General features: G+C 71.9%; 16 protein-coding genes. 13 read left to right on the top strand and 3 right to left on the bottom strand.

Annotated elements, in window-relative coordinates:
- Nucleotides 1-9 precede the first annotated feature (9 nt).
- The gene (locus ABT008_RS20110; RefSeq protein ID WP_350697746.1) at nt 10-240 is read left to right on the top strand and encodes a hypothetical protein; all 231 of its coding nucleotides are present in this window, start codon (nt 10-12) and stop codon (nt 238-240) included.
- Between the two features lie 193 nt (nt 241-433).
- Nucleotides 434-1,870: a cellulase family glycosylhydrolase gene (locus ABT008_RS20105; RefSeq protein ID WP_350697745.1), complete on the top strand. Its 1,437-nt coding sequence runs from the start codon at nt 434-436 to the stop codon at nt 1,868-1,870.
- 310 nt (nt 1,871-2,180) lie between these two features.
- Here ABT008_RS20105 and ABT008_RS20100 read toward each other — a convergent pair whose 3' ends face one another.
- Both ABT008_RS20100 and ABT008_RS20095 read right to left on the bottom strand, forming a co-directional pair.
- On the bottom strand, nt 2,181-3,332 hold the full coding sequence (locus ABT008_RS20100) for a sporulation protein (protein ID WP_350697898.1): 1,152 nt from the start codon (nt 3,330-3,332) through the stop codon (nt 2,181-2,183).
- Between the two features lie 208 nt (nt 3,333-3,540).
- Nucleotides 3,541-4,971, bottom strand: a complete 1,431-nt coding sequence (locus tag ABT008_RS20095) for a glucose-6-phosphate dehydrogenase (RefSeq protein ID WP_350697744.1) — start codon at nt 4,969-4,971, stop codon at nt 3,541-3,543.
- Between the two features lie 211 nt (nt 4,972-5,182).
- On the opposite strand from ABT008_RS20095, the gene pgi reads away from it, so the two are divergent.
- The 8 genes from pgi (at nt 5,183) to ABT008_RS20055 (ending at nt 14,391) form a co-directional block, all read left to right on the top strand.
- Complete coding sequence (gene pgi, locus ABT008_RS20090; protein WP_350697743.1) at nt 5,183-6,817, top strand: glucose-6-phosphate isomerase; 1,635 nt, start codon at nt 5,183-5,185, stop codon at nt 6,815-6,817.
- A gap of 1,214 nt (nt 6,818-8,031) precedes the next feature.
- Nucleotides 8,032-9,063: an AAA family ATPase gene (locus ABT008_RS20085; RefSeq protein ID WP_502890472.1), complete on the top strand. Its 1,032-nt coding sequence runs from the start codon at nt 8,032-8,034 to the stop codon at nt 9,061-9,063.
- The gene (locus tag ABT008_RS20080) at nt 9,060-10,043 is read left to right on the top strand and encodes a DUF58 domain-containing protein (protein WP_350697742.1); all 984 of its coding nucleotides are present in this window, start codon (nt 9,060-9,062) and stop codon (nt 10,041-10,043) included. The genes ABT008_RS20085 and ABT008_RS20080 overlap by 4 nt, the downstream gene beginning before the upstream one ends.
- Nucleotides 10,040-10,990 (top strand): VWA domain-containing protein, encoded by a 951-nt coding sequence (locus ABT008_RS20075; RefSeq protein WP_350697741.1) that lies wholly within the window; start codon nt 10,040-10,042, stop codon nt 10,988-10,990. The genes ABT008_RS20080 and ABT008_RS20075 overlap by 4 nt, the downstream gene beginning before the upstream one ends.
- Before the next feature lie 20 nt (nt 10,991-11,010).
- Nucleotides 11,011-11,943: a S1C family serine protease gene (locus tag ABT008_RS20070; protein WP_350697740.1), complete on the top strand. Its 933-nt coding sequence runs from the start codon at nt 11,011-11,013 to the stop codon at nt 11,941-11,943.
- Nucleotides 11,944-11,950: 7 nt separating this feature from the next.
- Entirely contained in the window at nt 11,951-12,646 is a 696-nt protein-coding gene (locus ABT008_RS20065) for a response regulator transcription factor (RefSeq protein WP_350697739.1), read from the top strand.
- 13 nt (nt 12,647-12,659) lie between these two features.
- Entirely contained in the window at nt 12,660-13,865 is a 1,206-nt protein-coding gene (locus tag ABT008_RS20060) for a sensor histidine kinase (RefSeq protein ID WP_350697738.1), read from the top strand.
- Between the two features lie 226 nt (nt 13,866-14,091).
- Nucleotides 14,092-14,391 carry a BON domain-containing protein gene (locus ABT008_RS20055; protein WP_350697897.1) on the top strand — a complete coding sequence of 100 codons (300 nt, stop codon included), beginning with the start codon at nt 14,092-14,094 and terminating at the stop codon, nt 14,389-14,391.
- A 335-nt stretch (nt 14,392-14,726) separates the two neighbouring features.
- Here the strand turns inward: ABT008_RS20055 and ABT008_RS20050 are convergent, their stop codons facing one another.
- Entirely contained in the window at nt 14,727-15,290 is a 564-nt protein-coding gene (locus ABT008_RS20050) for an STAS domain-containing protein (RefSeq protein ID WP_350697737.1), read from the bottom strand.
- 209 nt (nt 15,291-15,499) lie between these two features.
- On the opposite strand from ABT008_RS20050, the gene ABT008_RS20045 reads away from it, so the two are divergent.
- The 3 genes from ABT008_RS20045 (at nt 15,500) to ABT008_RS20035 (ending at nt 20,070) form a co-directional block, all read left to right on the top strand.
- The gene (locus tag ABT008_RS20045) at nt 15,500-16,606 is read left to right on the top strand and encodes an L-dopachrome tautomerase-related protein (RefSeq protein ID WP_350697736.1); all 1,107 of its coding nucleotides are present in this window, start codon (nt 15,500-15,502) and stop codon (nt 16,604-16,606) included.
- A gap of 280 nt (nt 16,607-16,886) precedes the next feature.
- Entirely contained in the window at nt 16,887-18,218 is a 1,332-nt protein-coding gene (locus ABT008_RS20040; RefSeq protein WP_350697735.1) for an extracellular catalytic domain type 1 short-chain-length polyhydroxyalkanoate depolymerase, read from the top strand.
- A 250-nt stretch (nt 18,219-18,468) separates the two neighbouring features.
- Complete coding sequence (locus tag ABT008_RS20035) at nt 18,469-20,070, top strand: RICIN domain-containing protein (protein WP_350697734.1); 1,602 nt, start codon at nt 18,469-18,471, stop codon at nt 20,068-20,070.
- Nucleotides 20,071-20,094 lie beyond the last annotated feature (24 nt).

Raw genomic sequence — 20,094 nt, 5'->3', positions numbered from 1 at the left:
GAGGACGACATGACCGAGCCCCGCTACACGCCGATCGCGTTCGCCGCGGCCGGCGATCTCGTACGCAACGACGGTGACCCGGAGGCCGGCGAGGTGGTCGGCGCGGACGACGCGGCGGCCGACGCGGCCCGGGCCGGCGCCGACATCGACCTGTCCGGGGCGCAGCGGGACACCGACCCGACCCCGGTCGGCGCCGCTGACGCCGAGGCCGACCGGCGACGTGCCGCCGGCGAACTCTGACGCACCCGCGCGACCGTCCACGGCGACGCCCCGGGAGCCCCTCCCGGGGCGTCGCCGCGTCAGATCGCTTCGATGTCGCTAAATATTGCGCCGATGTTTCCAGCCATCGTAGGCTGCCGTGGGAGCGCTCCCGGGCCTCCGTCCTTTCTCGCCGGAGGGCCTACCCACCACCCACCAGATTGCGACGGTTCCCATGAAGCATCCTCCGCGCCGCACCCGGCGCCTCCTGGTCGCGGCCGGTGCCGTCGGCGCGCTGACCCTCGGCACGCTGGCCGTCCTGCCCACGACCGCCGCGATGGCCGCGCCCGGCTGTTCGGTGACCTACACGACGAACAGTTGGTCCGGCGGGTTCACCGCCAGCGTGACCATCACCAACGTCGGCGACCCGGTCAACGGCTGGACGCTCGGTTTCCGCTTCCCGGACGGCGGCCAGCGCCTGGCGCAGGGCTGGTCGGCCACCTGGAGTCAGAGCGGCAGCGAGGTCACCGCACGGAGCCTGAGCTGGAACGGGTCGCTGGCCACCCGCGCCAGCACCACCATCGGCTTCAACGGCACCTTCACCGGCGCGAATCCGGCGCCGACCTCGTTCACCGTCAACGGCACGGTCTGCACCGGCTCGACCACGCCCACCACGCCGCCGCCCACCACGCCGCCGACGACGCCGCCACCGACCACCCCGCCGCCCGGCGGGCAGACCCCGGTGGCGATCAACGGGCAGTTGCGGGTCTGCGGGGTCAACCTCTGCAACCAGTACGGTCGGCCGATCCAGTTGCGCGGCATGAGCAGCCACGGTCTCCAGTGGTTCGGCAACTGCTACAACGACGCCTCGCTGGACGCGCTCGCCACCGACTGGCGGGCCGACCTGTTCCGGATCGCCATGTACGTGCAGGAGGACGGGTACGAGACCGACCCGGCCGGCTTCACCAACCGGGTCAACGCCCTGGTCGAGGAGGCCACCGAGCGGGGCATGTACGCGATGATCGACTTCCACACGCTCACGCCCGGCGACCCGATGCACAACCTTCAGCGCGCCAAGACCTTCTTCGCGGCGGTGTCCGCGCGGCACGCGTCGAAGAACAACGTGATCTACGAGATCGCCAACGAGCCCAACGGGGTGAGCTGGTCGACCATCAAGAACTACGCCGACCAGGTCATCCCGGTCATCCGCGCCAACGACCCGGACGCGGTGGTCATCGTGGGCACCCGGGGCTGGTCCTCGCTGGGCGTCTCGGAGGGCGCCACCCACACCGAGATCGTCAACAACCCGGTCAACGCGAGCAACGTCATGTACGCGTTCCACTTCTACGCCGCGTCCCACCGGGACAACTACCGGGCCGAGGTCGAGCGGGCCGCCGCCCGGCTGCCGCTGTTCGTCACCGAGTTCGGCACCGTGGACTACACCGGTGACGGCGCCGCCGATCTGGCCAGCAGCACCCAGTGGCTGGACCTGCTCGACCGGCTGAAGATCGGGTACGCGAACTGGACGTTCTCCGACAAGGCCGAGGGCAGCGCGGCGTTGCGGCCGGGCACCTGCAACGGCAGCAACTACACGGGTACGTCCGTGCTCACCACCTCGGGCGCGTTCATGCGCGAGCGCATCCGGACCCCGGACAACTTCCCGACGAGCTGACCGACGGCGGCCCCGGCGCAGATCCGCCGGGGCCGCCGCTCACCGGGCGTTCCAGTAGCCCACCCCGGTCAACTGCTGGCGGCCCACCCCGAGCCTCGCCGAGGGGTTCACCCTGGCCGGCGAGATCGACAGGCCGGACAAGCGCCCAGCTCGCCTTCCTCACCCGGGCCCGGATCGAGGCGGACCGGCCGGTGCTGACCCGCCACACGACACCGCCCGGCCACCAGTGGGGAGCCTGGCGACCGGGCGGCCGTCGCGGGTGGACACCCGCTTCGTGGGTGACGTCGACGGGGCGACGAGGATCAGCGGCTCACTCCTCGCCGCCCTCGTCACCACCCTCGTCGTCACCGAAGGAATCGAAGACCTCGTCGGCGACCATGCCACCGGCAAATCCGAGCGCCGCGCCACCGACCACACCGGCGGCGACCGCGCCCATGCCCGGCCCGCGCCGCTCGTGGTGCTCCTCCTGGTGGTGCCCGTACGTGGGCTGCTGCGGCGGGTAGCCGACCGGCTGCCCGTACCCGGGCTGGGGGTAGCCGGGCTGGGGGTAGCCGGGCTGGGGGTAGCCGGGCTGGGGGTAGCCGGGCTGGGGGTAGGCCGGTTGGCCGTAGGCGGGCTGCCCGTAACCCGGCTGTCCGTAGCCCTGCGGGCCGGGTTGGGCGAAGCCGCCGCCGGGGTGCAGGGTGCGGTACTGGTCGAGCGCCTGACGGAACCAGCCGTCGACCTCGGCGGCCCAGTCCCGCTGGTCGGCGTCGGCGTGCGCCACGCGGTAGCGGCCGTAGGAGTCCTGTCCGCCGGTGAACAGGCCACCGCGCCGGTCGAACTCCAGCACGATGTCGACGCCCTGCTCGTCGGCGAGGAAGGTCAGCTCGACCTCGTTGACCTCGTGGGCGTACTGCGGCGCGGCGAAGAACTCGATCTCCTGGTAGAAGGGCAGCGTCTGGTGTGCCCCGGCGATCTGCCCGTGCTCCAGGTCGGCGCCCTTGAACTGGAATCCCAGCCGCCCGAACGCTTCGAGGATCCGCTCCTGCACCGGCAGCGGGTGCACGAACACCGGGTCGAGGTCGCCCTTGTCGACCGCGCCACGGATGGCGACCTCGGTGCGCAGGCCCATGGTCATGCCGGGCAGCCGCTGGCCGTACACGTCGGTCACCGGGGTCTGCAACGGCATCGGGATCTGGAACGGCAGGACCAGGTGCTGCCCCTCGGCGAGGCGCAGCCCACCCGCGACCGGCACCCGATGGAACTCCACGGTCGCATCGTGGTCGCCGTCCGCGCCGTCGACCTCGACCCGGGTGACCAGGCTCAGCACGACCTGGTCGATGTCCACGTCCTGGTTGCCGCCGGTCAGGTTGACCTGGCCGGTCAGCACCGAGCCGGGGCGGGTGCCCGGGTCGGACAGGACCGTGTCGACGCTGGGCGCGCCGATCCCGAAGGCACCCAGCATCTTCTTGAACACCACGAGCTTCTCCCTCGACAGCAGGCGCGACCGTGGCACGGACGTGAAACTCCTACGCCTCAGCCGTTGTGTCGCAACGGAATCGGCGCCGTCCATCATGGATCCCGTCGAGTCGGGAAGCTAGCACCGGTGGCTGAAAAGTAGCTGAGAGATATCGCACTGTCACCATCAGTGAAAGTCCCTCACGCGGTGCAGCCGCCGGTCGCCCTGGTCAGCCGCGTACCGGGCCGAGCAGCGAGTCGTCCGGACCGGCCGAACCGGCCGCGTACTCCTGCAACGGCACGCTCCCCGCCTTCCAGGCGGCCAGCACCGGCTCGACGATGCGCCAGCACTCCTCGGCCACGTCGCCGCGCACCGACAGCGTCGGGTCGCCCTCGAACGCGCCGCGCAGCACCTCGCCGTACGCGGGTAGCTCGCCGGGGCCGAAGTCCGCCGTCAGGTGCACCTGGTCCAGGTCGAACGGGTTGCCGGGACCGTTGATGTTCAGGTTCAGCCCGAGACAGTCCGGCCCGAACCCGATCCGCAGCCGGTCCGGCTCCTCGTACCCGGTCAGCCCGTCCGGCACCCGGGCCGGCTGCTTGAAGGTGATAACGGCTTCCTTGCGTACCGCCGACGTGGCCTTGCCGGAGCGCAGCCGGAACGGGACCCCGGCCCAGCGCCAGGTGTCCACCTCCAGCACCACCTCGGCGAGGGTCTCGGTGTTCCGGCTCGGGTCCACGCCCTCCTCGGCCGCGTAGGCCGGCAGGTGGCGGCCGTCGATGTCGCCCGCCGTGTAGCGGGCCCGGCGGCTCGCCGCCACCGGGTCGTCCTGCCACAGCCGGACGGCCCGCAGCACCTGCGCCTTGCGCCCGCGCAGTTCCTTGGCGCTCAGCGTGGGCGGCGGCTCCATGCCGAGCAGGGCCAGCACCTGGAGCAGGTGACTCTGCACCATGTCCACCAGCGCGCCCGCGCGGTCGTAGTAGCCGGCCCGGCCCTCCAACCCCAGGGTCTCGTCGAAGACGATGTCCACGCAGGCCACATGGGTGTTGTTCAGCACCGGCTCGAAGATCCGGTTGGCGAAGCGCAGGCCGAGCAGGTTCAGCACGGTGGACTTGCCGAGGAAGTGGTCGATGCGGTGCACCTGGTCCTCGGGCACCAGGGTGGCCAGCAGCTCGTTGAGCGAGCGCGCCGAGATCCGGTCGACGCCGAAGGGCTTCTCCAACATCAGCCGGGTGCCCGGCGGTACGCCGATGCGGGCCAACGCGGCGGCCGACCGGGCGGTCACGAAAGGCGGCAGCGCGAAGAAGATCACCACCGGGCCGGCACAGCCGCTGAGCAGCCCCCGCAGGTCCTCCTCGCGGGTCACGTCGGCGCTCACGTACCGGGTCCCGCGCAGCACCTCGGTCTCCACCGGGCCCTGCGCGTCGACGCTGGCGAACGAGTCGGCCACCCGGCGACGCCAGCGCTCGTCGTCCCAGTCCTCCATGCCGCTGCCGATCAGCCGCAGGTTCGGCACCGCGCCGCTGGCCAGCAACCGGCCCAGACCGGGCAGCAGCAGCCGACCGGTCAGGTCGCCGCTGGCGCCCAGCACCAGCAGCGTCTGCCGAGGGGTGGCGGAGGTCGCGGAGGCGGCTGCGGGAGTCTTCGGTGCCGACGTCGTCATGCCTCCACCTTGCCCTGTCCGCGCCGGGACCGGGCAGCGACCCCGCCGACGTCCGCCGCCCGTGCGCGCAGCGCATCGACACCCGCGCGGATCGTGACCGGTCCCCCCGCGTCCGGCCCGGCACGGCGATCTTCGTGTGGCAGGCTGGTCCCATCCCGCCGGACGGACGACGCCGCCGGTGTGCCTACCCTGCGAGGAGACGATCGATCCGATGGCTGCGGACGTCACCACCACCGACGAGTGGCAGGCCCTGCGCAAGCACGCCGACGAGATCCGCGCGACGCACCTGCGGGACCTGTTCGCCGGTGATCCCGACCGGGGCGAGCGGTTGACCGTCGAGGTGGCCGATCTCTACGTCGACTACAGCAAGAACCTGGTCACCGACGAGACCCTGACCCTGCTGACCGCGCTGGCCGAGCGGGTCGGGCTCACCGACCGCATCGCCGCGATGTTCGCCGGAGCGCACATCAACGGCACCGAGGACCGGGCCGTCCTGCACACCGCGCTGCGGCTGCCCCGCGACGCCACGCTGACCGTGGACGGTCAGGACGTGGTGGCCGACGTGCACGCCGTCCGGCAGCGGATGGCCGACTTCGCCGACCAGGTGCGTTCCGGCCAGTGGCGCGGGCACACCGGCGAGCGGATCCGCACCGTGGTCAACATCGGCATCGGCGGTTCCGACCTCGGGCCGGTGATGGCGTACGAGGCGCTCAAGGCGTACCGCGACGCCGGCATCTCCTGCCGGTTCGTGTCGAACATCGACCCCACCGACATCCACGACACCACCGCCGACCTGGACCCGGCCAGCACGCTGTTCGTGATCGTGTCGAAGACCTTCTCCACCCAGGAGACCCTGGCCAACGCCCACCAGGCCCGGCGCTGGCTGCTGGCCGGGCTCGACGCGGGCGACGAGGCGGTGGCCCGGCACTTCGTCGCGGTCAGCACCAACGCGCAGCGGGTGGCGGACTTCGGCATCGACCCGGCGAACATGTTCGGCTTCTGGGACTGGGTCGGCGGGCGCTACTCGCTGCCGTCTGCGGTCGGCCTGTCGGTGCTGCTCTCCATCGGCCCGGCGCGCTTCGACGAGATGCTGGCCGGCTACCACGCCATGGACGAGCACTTCCGCACCGCGCCGCCGGCCCGCAACGCCCCGGTGCTGCTCGGCCTACTGAACATCTGGTACGCCAACTTCCTCGGCGCGCAGACCCACGCGGTGCTGCCGTACTCGCAGTACCTGCACCGGTTCCCGGCGTACCTGCAACAGCTCACCATGGAGAGCAACGGCAAGTCGGTCCGCACCGACGGGCAACCCGTGTCGTACGACACCGGGGAGATCTTCTGGGGTGAGCCGGGCACCAACGGCCAACACGCCTTCTATCAGTTGCTGCACCAGGGCACCCGGCTGGTGCCGGCCGACTTCATCGGGTTCAGCGAGCCCAACCACGAGATCGGCGACATGCACGACCTGTTCATGTCGAACTTCTTCGCCCAGACCGCCGCGCTGGCCTTCGGCCGGACCGCCGAGCAGGTCGCCGCGGAGGGCACCCCGGCCGACCTCGTACCGCACAAGGTGATGGCGGGTAACCACCCCACCACCTCGATCACGGCCCCCAGTCTCACTCCCGCCACGCTCGGCCAACTGGTCGCCCTCTATGAGCACATCGTCCTCACCGAGGGCGCGATCTGGGACATCAACCCCTTCGACCAGTGGGGCGTGGAACTCGGCAAGGTGATGGCGAACCAGCTCGCTCCCCTGCTCACCGGCGACGAGCCCGACCTGACCACCCTGGACAGCTCCACCGCCGCCCTCATCCGCCGCTACCGCACCCAACGCAACCGCCCCTGACCGGACGCGCGGGCACCCCGGCACGGCGCACGCACGTCACGCGGGCACGCGCCACGGCAGGCGCGCAGCACGGCAGGCGCGCAGCACGGCAGGCGCGCAGCACGGCCGGCGCCAGGGCATGCCGGATACCCGGGGCACGCCGAATACCCGGGGCACGGCAGGCACCGCGGCACGCCGGGCACGCGGCACGGGGCACGCCGGGCACGGCAGGCACCGGGGCACGCCGGGCACGCGGCACGCCGGGCACGCGGCACGGCAGGCACGGGGCACGGCGGGCACACGGGCTCGGCACGCCGGACGCTTGCTTGACGCTCGCTTGCGCCGACCCGCGCAAGATCCGCGCAACTTCAGTGAAGTTGCTGCCTCGGAGGCACCTGGAGGCAGCAACTTCGATGAAGTTGCGCGGATCTTGACGGGCTCGCGGGAACACGGGACCGGCGCCTCACCCCGCCCGCCCGCCCCGCCCCGCCCCGCCCCGCCCCGGCGAGTTGATCAAGAAGTTTTAATCACGCCACCCCGGTGTAAACGACCAAAACTTCTTGATCACCCAGGCCTGCGCCTTGCGCCCCGCGATCATGGAGTTGTGGCGGTAACAAAGTTGGGCGTATCAACACAAACGAGCGACCCCAACTCCATGATCGACGCGGAGGAGGGCGGGGCGAGCAGGGCGAGGGCGGGGCGAGTCCCGTCAGCCCACCCGGCCGCTGACATCAAGGTCGTGCTCGATCCTGGATCGAGTCGTTATCGTGGCGCTGGGATGCCACTCGATCCAGGATCGAGCGTGATCTTGGCGGGGCAGGGCGGGGCGCCCTCTCGTCTGCCGAATCAGTTCACGACCGGAGACGGCGTACATCTGTGGGCCTGCGCCCTGTTGAGCTGAACCGTTTGTGCTATCGCGACGGGCATCGTCGTGCGCGACGGTGCGCGGGGCCGGACCGCGATCCGTCTGTGCCATCAGCTCGATAGCGCTCGCACACCCCACTTCACCTCGTCGGGATGCCCCACCCAGCAGCCGACCACGTGCACTCCGCACCCAACAACCTGCGGAGAACGGGTCCATCGAACTGGCGGTGCCCGGCCTTCATGGTCGTCGTTCGGTTGGCTTTCGGGGGGCTCTGGCCCAATGGGTCACGAGCGGGTACCCGGCCTTCCCCGTGGGTCGGGTACCCGCGTCCCTGACGCGACCGAGGAGCGAGTGCGTGACGACGACCGACATACGCGAATTCGACGTCATCGGCGAGCACGCCGGGGCGGCCCGACTGTTGGAACAGACCCTGTTCGAGGTGAAGCGGGTCATCGTCGGGCAGGACCGGCTGGTGGAGCGGCTGTTGACCGCGCTGCTGGCCCGGGGGCACTGCCTGCTGGAGGGCGTACCCGGGGTGGCGAAGACGCTCGCCGCCGAGACCCTGGCCACGGCGGTGGGTGGCAGCTTCGCCCGGATCCAGTTCACCCCGGACCTGGTGCCGTCGGACATCCTCGGCACCCGGATCTATCGCCCGTCGACGGAGAGCTTCGACGTGGAGCTGGGGCCGGTGATGGCCAACCTGGTGCTCGCCGACGAGATCAACCGGGCTCCGGCGAAGGTGCAGTCGGCGCTGCTGGAGGTGATGGCCGAGAGGCACGTGTCGCTCGGTGGACGCACCTATCCGGTGCCGACTCCGTTCCTGGTGCTGGCCACCCAGAACCCGATCGAGTCCGAGGGGGTGTACCAGCTCCCGGAGGCGCAGCGTGACCGGTTCCTGATGAAGGTCGTGGTCGACTACCCGACGGACGACGAGGAGCTGGGCATCCTCTATCGGATGGGCACCAGCAGCCCGGCCGCCCGGCCGGTGCTGGACCCGGGCCGACTGGTGGCGCTCCAGGCCCGGGCGCGCGAGGTGTTCGTCCATCATGCGTTGGCCGAGTACGTCGTACGCCTGGTGCTGGCCACCCGGGACCCGCGCCGCTTCGGGTTGGCCGACGTGGCGGACCAGCTCGCGTACGGTGCCAGCCCTCGGGCCACGCTCGGCCTGGTCGCCGCGGCACGGGCGTTGGCCCTGCTGCGGGGCCGCGACTACGTCCTGCCCGCCGACGTGCGGGAGATCGCCGCCGACGTGCTGACCCACCGGCTGGTACTCAGCTTCGACGCGGTCGCCGACGAGGTGGATGCCGGTGAGCTGGTGCGGCGGATCGTGGAGGCGGTGCCGCCGCCGCAGATCGCCCCGGCGCAGGAGCAGCAGGGGCCCGGCCTGGGGGCGGCGGCGTGAACGCGCACACGACGAGTATCGGGCGGCTCGCGCCGCAGGGTCGGCTGCGTCGGTTGGAGTTGACGGTCACCCGCCGTCTGGACGGGCTGCTGCACGGCCAGCACCTGGGGCTGCTGCCCGGTGCGGGCAGCGAGCCGGCGGGCAGCCGCGAGTACCGGGCCGGTGAGGACGAGGTACGGCGGATGGACTGGTCGGTCACGGCGCGTACCGCCGTGCCGCACGTGCGGACCGTGGACGCGGACCGGGAGCTGACCACCTGGACGCTCGTGGACGCCACGCCCAGCATGGACTTCGGCACCGCCGAGCTGGAGAAGCGGGAGCTGGCGGTGGCTGCGGTGGCCGCTGTCGGGTTCCTCACCGCCGGCACCGGCAACCGGCTCGGCGCGCACCTGCTCGGTGACGCCGGGGTACGCCGCTTCCCCGCCCGCACCGGACGGCACCACCTGATCAGTCTGCTGCGGACGTTGATGGAGGTGCCCCGGGGCCGGCCCGCCACCCAGCCGGTGTCGCTGGCCGACGGGATCGACGGGGTGCGCCGCTCCGCCGGTCGGCGTGGGCTCGCCGTGGTGGTCTCCGACTTCCTCGACGGCCTGCCCGACGAGGGGATGGGCGGCGCGGACGGGCCGCCGCCGGACTGGGAGCGACCGCTACGGCGGCTGGCCGCCCGGCACCAGGTGCTCGCGGTCGAGGTCCGCGATCCGCGCGAGCTGGAGCTGCCCGACGTCGGCCTGATCACGCTCGTCGACCCGGAAAGCGGTCAGCGCCGCGAGGTGTCCACCGGCAGCCGCAAGCTGCGGGAGCGGTACGCGGCGGCCGCCGCCGCCCAGCGCCTTGCGGTGACCCGGGCGTTGCGGCGGGCCGGTGCGTCGCACCTGCCGTTGAGCACCGACCGGGACTGGATCACCGACATCGTCCGTCACGTCCACGCCCAACGACGGCTCGCCCGAGCCACCCGACCGGCTGGAGGGAGTAAAGCGTGAGTTGGGAATCGCCGGAAAGGCTGTGGCTGCTCGCCGGGGTGGTCGCGCTGGTCGTCGGCTACCTGGTGATGCAGCGGCGACGCAGCCGGTACGCGGTGCGCTTCACCAACCTGCGACTGCTGGACAAGGTCGCGCCGGCCCGTCCGGCGTGGCGGCGGCACGTACCGGCCGGTCTGTTCATCGCCATGTTGGCCCTGCTCGTGGTCGGTTTCGCCCGGCCGACCGACGAGGTACGCGTACCGCGTGAGCGGGCCACCGTGATGGTCGCGGTGGACGTGTCCCGGTCCATGCTCGCCGACGACGTACCGCCGGACCGGTTGATCGCCGCCAAGGACGCGGCCCGGGAGTTCGTCGCGGACCTGCCGGAGGAGTTCAACGTGGGGCTGGTGGCGTTCGCCGGCAGCGCCTCGGTGATGGTGCCGCCGACCGGCGACCGGGAGGTGATGGCGGCCGGCATCGACCGGCTCGACGAGGGCGTCACCGGCGTGCAGGGCACCGCGATCGGCGATGCCATCGACGCCTCGCTGGAGTCGATCCGCACGCTGGACGCGCAGGCGGTCACCGAGCCGCCGCCGGCCCGGGTGGTGATCCTCTCCGACGGGGCCAACACCACCGGGCGCAGCCCGACCTCGGCGGCGGGCGACGCGGTGGAGGCCGGGGTACCGGTCGACACCATCTCCTTCGGCACGCTCGACGGCCAGATCGGCGCAGGACAGCGCGTCCCGGTCGACGGGGAGACCCTGCGGGTCGTGTCGGAGCAGTCCGGGGGCGGCTACTACGAGGCGGGCAGCAGCGCCGAGCTGCGCGAGGCGTACGCCGACATCGGCTCGTCGGTGGGCTACCGGATGGAGCGGCAGGACGTGTCGGCCCGGTTCATCGGTGGCGGGCTGGTGCTCGCACTGCTGGCCGCGGCGGCGTCGATGCTCTGGTTCTCCCGCCTGCCGTGACGACTTCGAAGGGACAGTTCATGACGAGCACGATTCCGGGCCTCGGTGAGCCGCGCGGGCCGCGGTTCGTCTCCCCGAACCTGCCTCCCGGTACCGCCCCGACCGGCGTACCGGGAGGCACACCGGCTCCGCCGGGCGTACCCGCCGGGCCCGGTGGGTCGGTCGGGCCGGACACGCCGCCGGACGTCTCCCCCGGCGGCGGCCCGTCGCGGTGGCCCCGGATGTTGCTGGTCGGGTTGACGCTGGTGGCGGTCTCGGCGGGCGCTGGTGGGGTGGCCGGTCACCTCGCCGCCCGCGACGACGCGCCGGAGGCGGCGGAGGCCGCCGCGCCGCCGCTCGCCCTCGGGCCCGGTGGCGACCTGGTGGCCGCCGCCGACCGGGTCCTGGCCGGGGTGGTGTCGGTGCAGACCTCCTCCGGCGGGCGCGGTGCCTCCGGTTCCGGTTTCCTGATCGACGGTCGGGGGCACGTGGTCACCAACGACCACGTGGTGGCCCGGGGCGGCACGATCCAGGTGGTCGGTCAGGACGGCCGGCGGCTGACCGCGCGGTTGGTCGGCCGTGACCCGGGTACGGACATCGCCGTGCTGCGTGTCGATCCGGGCAACGGGCTGCGCCCGCTGCCGCTCGCCCCCACCGGGCAGACTCGGGTGGGCGAACCGGTGCTGGCCGTCGGTTCGCCGCTGGGGCTCTCCGGCACGGTGACCGCCGGGATCGTCAGCGCGCTGGACCGTCCGGTCCGGCTCGGTGGTGGCGCTCGGCAGCCGGCGGTGCAGACCGACGCGTCCATCAACCCCGGCAATTCGGGCGGGCCGCTGGTCAACGGTCGGGGCGAGGTGGTCGGAGTGAACACCGCCATCGCCACACTGGAGGGGGGCGGCAACATCGGGATCGGCTTCGCGGTCCCGATCGACCGCGCGTCGCAGGTGGCGCAGAGGCTGATCGCGAGAGGGTGACGGGGACATGCGGCTGCTCGTGGTGGAGGACGAGGAGGACCTGGCCGGTGCGTTGCGGGTCGGGTTGGTCCGCGCCGGCTACGCCGTCGACGTCGTGGTGGACGCGGCGCAGGCGTACGAGCTGCTGCTGGTCAACGCGTACGACCTGATGCTGTTGGACGTCAACCTGCCCGACGAGGACGGGTTCGCGGTGTGCCGGGCGATCCGCTCCGGTGCGGTCGAGGTCGCCGGTGGGCAGGACCTGCGGGTGTTGATGCTGACCGCCCGGGGCGCGCTCGGCGACCGGGTACGCGGGCTCGACGAGGGCGCGGACGACTACCTGGTGAAGCCGTTCGCCCTCGTCGAGCTGCTGGCGCGGGTACGGGCCCTGTTGCGGCGGGACACCGGCGGCACCGGGGTGGTGCTGACCGTGGGGGCGTTGACCCTGGACGTGGCGCGGCAGGAGGCCCGGCGGGGCGTCCGGGAACTCCAGCTCACCCGCAAGGAGTTCGGGGTGCTGGAGTACCTGATGACGCATCCCGGTCGGGTGGTGCCCGCAGAGGAGCTGTTGGAGCACGTCTGGGACGCCAACGCCGACCCGTTCACCGAGACGGTCCGGGTCACCGTGGGTACGCTGCGGCGCAAACTCACCGGCACCGACGCCGAGCCACCGATCGAGACGGTGATCGGGCGCGGCTACCGGTTGCGAGAGGTGGCGGCGTGAGCGAGGTGGCGGCGTGAGGCTGTTCCGGTCGATCCGGTTCCGGTTGACGGTGCTCTACTCGACGCTGCTGTTCGCGCTGGCCGGGGCGGGGCTGGCGGTGGCGTACGTGGCGGTGGACCGGGCGGTGGACCCCAAGCCGATCAGCAAACGGTACGAGGCGCAGCTCTACAAGCAGAAGGAGGACGGCCGGACGGTGGCCACCGGCACCACCATCGAGGTGGCCGAGGTGCAGCAGATAGAGGACGAGGTCAACCTGCGGCTGTTGCAGACCGTCCGGGACTACTCGCTGATCGCGCTCGGTGGACTCTTCGTGGCCAGCCTCGGCATCGGGTGGGTGCTGTCGGGGCGGGCGTTGCGTCCGGTGGGCGCGATCGCGCGTACCGCCCGGGACATCCAGGCCACCGACCTGTCCCGCCGGATCCGGCTGGCCGGTCCCCGCGACGAGCTGCGGGATCTCGGCGACACCATCGACTCGATGCTGGACCGGCTGGACCACGCCTTCCACGCCCAACGTCAGCTCATCGACGACGCCTCGCACGAGTTGCGCAGTCCGCTGGCGATCATCCGCGCGAACCTGGACGCCTCGCTGAACTCGCCGGAGGCGACCGAGCCGGAACGTACGGCGGCGGTGGCGACGATCGACCGGGCCACCACCCGGATGTCCCGGCTGGTCGAGGACCTGCTGGCCACCGCCCGCCGGGACGCCGACGCGATGGCCGACACCGACGTCGACCTGAGCGCGGTGGCACGCGAGGCGGGCGAGGACTTCGCCCCGCTGGCCGCCGGGCGCGGGCTGCGGTTGCGGTACGCGCTCGGCACCGACCTGGGGCTCATCGGCGACCCGGACGCGCTGCGCCGGGCGGCGGGCAACCTGCTTTCCAACGCGGTACGCCTCTCCCCGCTGGGCGGGGCGGTCCAGGTGGCGACGGGCCGGGCGGGCGGCTGGCTGTGGCTGGCGGTGGCGGACGAGGGACCGGGTATCGCCGAGGACGACCAGCGCCGGGTCTTCGACCGGTTCTGGCGTGGCGAGACCGGGCGGGGCGACTCGGGGGATCGGCGTACCGGACTCGGGCTGGCCATCGTGCGGCAAATCGTGGAGTCGCACGCCGGGCAGGCGGCGGTCTTCTCCCGGCCCGGCGCGGGCAGCGTCTTCGTGTTGTGGTTGCCCGCCGCAGACCGGGCCGACGACGCGCCGCCGCCGGTCACCGCACCGCTCTGACCTGGCCTTCTGGCGCTCTGTCCTGGCCTTCTGCCGGGGCTTTGCCACGCCGGGTGGGGCCGGCCGACCCGGCGCGGGCACCGGTGGGCGGCGGGCATCGGCAGGATCTGTCATGCAAATGTCATCCAACCGTGCGGTCCACTCCAAGGTCGTTGCGCAGTGTGGTGGTCGATCGGGACGGCGCCTCGCGTCGCCGGCGTCGACGACGAAGGAGACCGCTGTGGTGATGCCGTGGCCCTGGCCGATGCCCGACGACCACTCCTTCCGCGCGCTCTGGGACGAACCGCAGCACCACGACGAGGACGTCCGCCTGGCCGCCCTGGTCGCCCAGCGACTCAGCGCCGACTGGACCACCCGACGGCAGCAGATCACCGTGATGGTGCAGAACAGCGTGGTGATCCTCACCGGGCTGGTCGGCAGCGCGGAGACCCGCCGGGCCGCCGGTGAGCTGGCCTGGGACGTCGAAGGTGTGGTGGACGTCTGCAACGCCCTGCGGCTGGCCAACACCCGGCGCAGCCGCCGCTGAACTCCGGCTCGCCCGTACCGCCAGGCACCGGCTGGTACGGGCGGGCCGGATCTGTTCACACCGTGTCGCCTATCCCCCGGCCAGGTCCCGCGGCCGGTCCGATCCCGGGCCCCTCCCCCAGGGCCCGGGGTCGGGCGACACGACCGTCCCGGCCACCGTTCTGCGGGTGACGCGGATCAGCGCGCCGACGGCCCGGCCGCCTCGTGGACGGCGTCCCGCCGGGCCGCCGTTCGGCGGACGGGATCGGCACAGCGACCGTCCCGCCCTCGCTCGCGAGACGGAGTCGAGGGCGGCGTCCGTCCTGGCCTCAGGCGGCCGGTGGAGTCGACGGTCGGTCAGCGGGCAGGGTCGGAGGTGGCGCCGTCGAGGCGGGCCAGCGCGTCGGCCCGGGTATCGACGAGCGGGAAGACCTCGTCCAGGCGGGTGACCCGCAGCACCTGACGGATCAGCGGCGATCTCGCCGCGACACAGAGCGTCGCGCCACGCTCGGCGACGCGGTGGTGGGCCCGGACGAGCAGCCCCAGCGCGGTCGAGTCGATCAGGTCGGTGCGGCCGAGGTCGACCACCACGTGACCACCCATGTCGGTCGCGTGCCGCAAGGCCAACTCCAGGGCGTCGCCGGTGTCGAGGTCGACGTCACCGGCGATGGTCACCACGGTCACGCCGTCGAGGTGCTCGATGCCGGTGACGCCTCCGGGTACGCCGTCTGAAGCCGGGCCGAGTCGGGTGCAGTGGGCGCATCGGTGCGGACCGTCGGCGAGCGGCGAGCCGCTCCAACCGTGCTCGGAGAGCAGCGTCCACACCACCTCGCCGCCCGAGGGCGCACCCGACCCGGTGACGATGTCACCGCAGTTGTCGCAGGTCAGAGTGACCAGGTGGTCGTCCAGTGCAACGGCCATAGCGCGCTCCTTTCCACGTAGAGGGGTCGGCCCCACAGTGCCGCCGGCAGGTGGCGGGTACCGCGCGGACGCATGACGGTTGCGTGACGAATGGATTTCCGGCCGTCGGTGGGTCGGATGGCTGACGCGAGGTGTCCGACCCCCTGCCCGATTTGCAATGATTGATACAGAGAGATCAACCGATGCCGGGATCTTCCGGGAGGTCGCAGATGCGCAACGGACTACCCACCGACGAGCCGGTAGGCACGCTGGACGTGGTGCACCGGTTCCGAGGCCCGATGCCGACCGGGGTGACCGTCTCGCACCGGGGGCGGATCTTCGTCAACTTTCCCCGCTGGGGTGACGAGGTGCCCGCGACCGTGGTCGAGCTGCGGCGCGGACGCGAGGTCGCGTACCCCGACCGGGCGTGGAACACCCCGTCCGGCAACGACGACCCCTCGGCCTTCGTGTCCGTGCAGAGCGTCGTGGTCGACCCCGCCGACCGGCTCTGGGTGCTCGACACCGGCAGCCCGATGTTCCAGCCGACCGAGCCGGGCGGGCCGAAGCTGGTCCGGATCGACCTGCGTACCGACCGGGTCGTCCAGGTGATCACGTTCCCGCCCGACGTGGCACTGCCCACCTCGTACCTCAACGACGTCCGCTTCGACCTGCGGCGCGGCGAGGCGGGCCTGGCGTACCTCACCGACTCCGCCGACGGGGCGCCGAACGCGCTGATCGTGGTGGACCTGGCCAGCGGTGAGTCGTGGCGTCGGCTCAACGACCACCCGTCGACCAAGGCCGCGCCGCCGGCCGACTTCCGCCCAGTGGTCGAGGGCCGCCCGTTCCTGGTCCGGCCGCCGGACGGCCCGCCGCAACCGGTGGGCGTCGGCGCGGACGGCATCGCCATCTCCGCCGACGGGTCCCGGCTGTACTACTGCGCCCTCGCGACCCGCCGCTGGTACAGCGTCGCCACCGACGCGCTGGCCGACCGCGCCCTGGGCGACGCGGCGGTGGCGGCGACCGTGGTGGACGAGGGTGACAAGGGCGGCGGCGCCGACGGGTTGGAGTCCGACGACGCCGGACGCCTCTACCTCACCAACTACGAACACAACGCGGTGCTGCGCCGACGACCCGACGGCGAGTACGAGACCGTGGTGCACGACGCGCGGCTGCTCTGGCCGGACACGTTGAGCGTGGCCGTCGACCGGCACCTGTACGTGATCGCCAACCAGGTGCACCGGCAACCGCCGTTCAACCGGGGCCGGGACCTGCGCCGCAAGCCGTACGCGCTGTTTCGGACCCGGATCGACGCCGGTCCGGTGCTGTTGCGGCCCTGACCCCGTTCGGGTGGTCGGCGGCACCGCAGCCCGACGAGCACCTGCCGTCGCTGTTCTCCCACGACGGCGAGACCGACGTGGTCGACGACGAGCAGTGAGCACGGGTACCGGCGAGGCATAGCTGACGTCGACCATCAGCCACGGCGGGTCGGGCGGCTTGCCAGCCGCCACCCCATCGACTGATAATCATCGATGTTCCTGAGCCGGACGACCACGGGCACCGGGCAGCCCACGATCGGAACACCACCCTGTCCGCACCCCGTCCGGAGGACACGTCCCGATGAGAACGGCGATCAGACTGTGCTGCGCCGCCCTGGCGGCCATCGCGTTGACGGCGCTGGCCGCGCTGTCGATCCCGACACCCGCTTCGGCAGCGACGCTGACCGAGGTCACCAACTTCGGCACCAACCCGAGCAACCTGCGCATGTACCTCTACGTGCCCGACCGGGTCGCGCCCCGGCCGGGGCTGCTGGTCGCGGTGCACTACTGCACCGGCAGCGGGCCGGCGCTGCACTCCGGCACCCAGTTCGCGTCACTGGCCGACCGGTACGGCTTCATCGTGGTCTACCCGTCGGTGACCCGCAGCAGCCAGTGCTTCGACGTCTCCTCGCCGCAGGCGTTGCGCCGGGGTGGCGGCAGCGATCCGGTGGGCATCATGTCGATGGTGGACCACGTCCGGCAGCGCTACCCGGTCGACGCGTCGCGGATCTTCGTCACCGGTGTCTCGTCCGGCGCGATGATGACCAACGTGCTGCTCGGGGTCTATCCGGACGTGTTCGCCGCCGGGGCCGCCTTCGCGGGCGTACCGTTCGGCTGCTTCGCCACCACCAACGGCTCGGAGTGGAACAGCGAGTGCGCCAACGGGCAGGTGACGCGTACCCCGCAGCAGTGGGGTGACCTGGTCCGCGCCGCGTACCCGGGCTATTCCGGGACGCGACCGCGCATGCAGATCTGGCACGGCACCAACGACGACATCCTGCGGTATCCGAACTTCGGTGAGCAGGTCAAGCAGTGGACGAACGTGGACGGGTTGAGCCAGACCCCGACGATGACCGACAGCCCGCAGGCCGGCTACACCCGGACCCGGTACGGGGGCACCGGCGGCACCGCGCCGGTCGAGGCGATCAGCATGCAGGGGGTGTCGCACAACCTGCCGGTCGACGCCGCCGGGGCGGTGCGGTTCTTCGGCCTGGACAACGCGCCGCCGCCGACCACCACCCCGACGCCGACGATCACCCCCACCACCCCACCGCCGACCCCGACCGCGCCGCCGACCCCGACCCTGCCGCCGGGTACCGGCTGCCGGGTGGGGTACACGGTCAACGCCTGGAACACCGGGCTGACCGCCTCGGTGACGATCACCAACACCGGCCCGACCTCGGTCAACGGCTGGAGTCTGGCCTTCACGCTGCCCGGCGGGCAGAGCATCACCGGCGGCTGGAACGCCACCTACGCCCCGACCTCAGGTGCGGTGACCGCCCGTAACGCCGCCTACAACGGCACCATCGCGCCCAACGCCTCGGTGACCATCGGCTTCCAGGCCACCCACGGCGGCAACACCGCCGCACCGTCGGCCTTCACCCTCAACACCACGCCCTGCGCGATCGCCTGACCCCGGGCCGGCGTACCCCTCGCCACCCGGAGTTTCGTGTTAGGAAGGGTCCCCTGCTATGCACGAGGCGTTAGCAGGGGGCCCTTCCTTGCACCTCACGCGGCGCCCGCGCGGTCCACGTCCGCGCGGGCGTCGCCACGTTGTGATTAATCGTTTTATGTCGATATATTGGTTACAGGGAAAGCGTTTGCCCGTCCCACCGCTCCGCCGGCAGGCGCGCCACCACCGATCCACACCCCGGAGGAACCGCATGCTGCTCAGGACAACGAAGGGACGACCACGCCTCGGCCTGGTGGTCGTCGCCGCGCTGGTGCTCCTCGGCACCGCCGAGACGGTCACCGCGCCGGCCGCACGGGCCGCGACCGTCGACCCCAACGCCACGTACGTGTTCGTCAACCGGCACAGCGGCAAGGCGATGGACGTGTGGAACTGGTCCACCGCCGACAACGCCCCGGTCAACCAGTTCACCCGCAACGACGCGGCGGTGCAGCAGTGGCGCTTCGTCGACGTGGGCAACGGCTATTACCAGATCCGCTCGGTGCACAGCGGCAAGGTCCTCGAACTACCCAACGCCAACGACGGCGTCCAGCTCGTGCAGAACGCGCCGGTCAGCGGCAACAACCGGCAGCACTTCCGGTTGGCCGACTCCGACGGCGGTTACGTCCGCTTCGTCAACCGGCACTCCAACAAGGCGCTCGACGTGTGGGAGTGGTCCACCGCGGACGGCGGCACAATCTCGCAGTACCAGGACGTCGGCGGCACCAACCAGCAGTGGCAGTTGGCCGTCCTGGGTGGCTCCAGCGGCTGCGGCAGCGGCGCGTTCCAGGCGGAGGCCGTGCTGAACGGCGGCACCTGGACCGCCCGTAACGGCGGCAGCACGGTCTACACCGGCACCGACATGCGCGCCGCCGTGCAGGCGGCGGTGAACAGCCTCAGCGCCGGCCGGACCAGCAAGCAGCGGGTCGTGGTCCGTGGCTCCGGCACGATCAGCGCGGGCTCCCGCATCTCGCTGCCCAGCTACACCACGATCGACGTGTGCGGCACCATCAACGTCACCGGTTCCGGCACCGGCGACCAGGCCCCGATCTACTCACGCGGCACCACCCAGGTCGAGGTGCAGAACCTCAGCGTCACCGGCGCCCCGCTGTACGGCATCTTCATGCGCAACGTCACCAACGTGATCCTCGGGCAGATCGACATGCGGCTCTCCGGCGGCCTGGGCGTCCGCATCGACAACCGGGGCGACACCAGCCAGTGGTCGCGCAACATCCGCATCGACAACGTGTACGTCTCCGGCGCCCGGTCGCACGCGGTCGAGACGTACGGTGTGGACGGGCTGACCATCGGCACGGTGACCGCCCGCAACGTCGGCGAGTCGGGCCTGCTGCTCAACGAGACCATCAACGCCACGGTGACCACCGTGGACGCGGAGAACGCCGGTACGGGTACCGGTTACGCCGCCTTCCGGGTCGCCAACCGCGCGGGTCGGATCGGCTCGTCGTACCCGATCAACATCCGGGTCGGCACGGTCCGCGCGCGCGGCGGCGGCCGGGGTGTCTTCTGCGTCTCGGAGTCCGGCGGCACGGCGATCAACCGGGTGGACATCGCCAACACCGGCAACAACGCCGTCCTGATCGAGAACTGCACGGGCGTGGACATCGCGGCGGGCGGCGGCACGATCAGCGGTGGCGGGGAGGTCCGCCTGGCGGCCCGTGCCGAGTTCCCCGGCAACCGTGACATCACGCTGCGGAACTTCACGCTGGCCAATAACCGCATCGTGGAGAACCCCTGCGCCACCAACCTGACCATCAGCAACGTCACGCTCTCCAACGCGAGCATCAGCCGCTGCTGATCCCCGCGCGACCGCGCCCGGCGC

Origin of the sequence: Micromonospora sp. NPDC002389, assembly GCF_040296095.1 — a bacterium.
Classification (GTDB): domain Bacteria; phylum Actinomycetota; class Actinomycetes; order Mycobacteriales; family Micromonosporaceae; genus Micromonospora.
The sequence above is the reverse complement of the archived record's forward strand: the minus strand, read 5'-3'. Positions and strand labels throughout refer to the sequence as shown.

Coding starts and splice junctions, on each gene's coding strand:
- ABT008_RS20110 (WP_350697746.1), top strand. CDS start 10: ATGACCGAGCCCCGCTACACGCCGATCGCGTTCGCCGCGGCCGGCGAT.
- ABT008_RS20105 (WP_350697745.1), top strand. CDS start 434: ATGAAGCATCCTCCGCGCCGCACCCGGCGCCTCCTGGTCGCGGCCGGT.
- ABT008_RS20095 (WP_350697744.1), bottom strand. CDS start 4,971: ATGACGACGTCGGCACCGAAGACTCCCGCAGCCGCCTCCGCGACCTCC.
- pgi (WP_350697743.1), top strand. CDS start 5,183: ATGGCTGCGGACGTCACCACCACCGACGAGTGGCAGGCCCTGCGCAAG.
- ABT008_RS20070 (WP_350697740.1), top strand. CDS start 11,011: ATGACGAGCACGATTCCGGGCCTCGGTGAGCCGCGCGGGCCGCGGTTC.
- ABT008_RS20065 (WP_350697739.1), top strand. CDS start 11,951: ATGCGGCTGCTCGTGGTGGAGGACGAGGAGGACCTGGCCGGTGCGTTG.
- ABT008_RS20055 (WP_350697897.1), top strand. CDS start 14,092: ATGCCGTGGCCCTGGCCGATGCCCGACGACCACTCCTTCCGCGCGCTC.
- ABT008_RS20050 (WP_350697737.1), bottom strand. CDS start 15,290: ATGGCCGTTGCACTGGACGACCACCTGGTCACTCTGACCTGCGACAAC.
- ABT008_RS20045 (WP_350697736.1), top strand. CDS start 15,500: ATGCGCAACGGACTACCCACCGACGAGCCGGTAGGCACGCTGGACGTG.
- ABT008_RS20040 (WP_350697735.1), top strand. CDS start 16,887: ATGAGAACGGCGATCAGACTGTGCTGCGCCGCCCTGGCGGCCATCGCG.
- ABT008_RS20035 (WP_350697734.1), top strand. CDS start 18,469: ATGCTGCTCAGGACAACGAAGGGACGACCACGCCTCGGCCTGGTGGTC.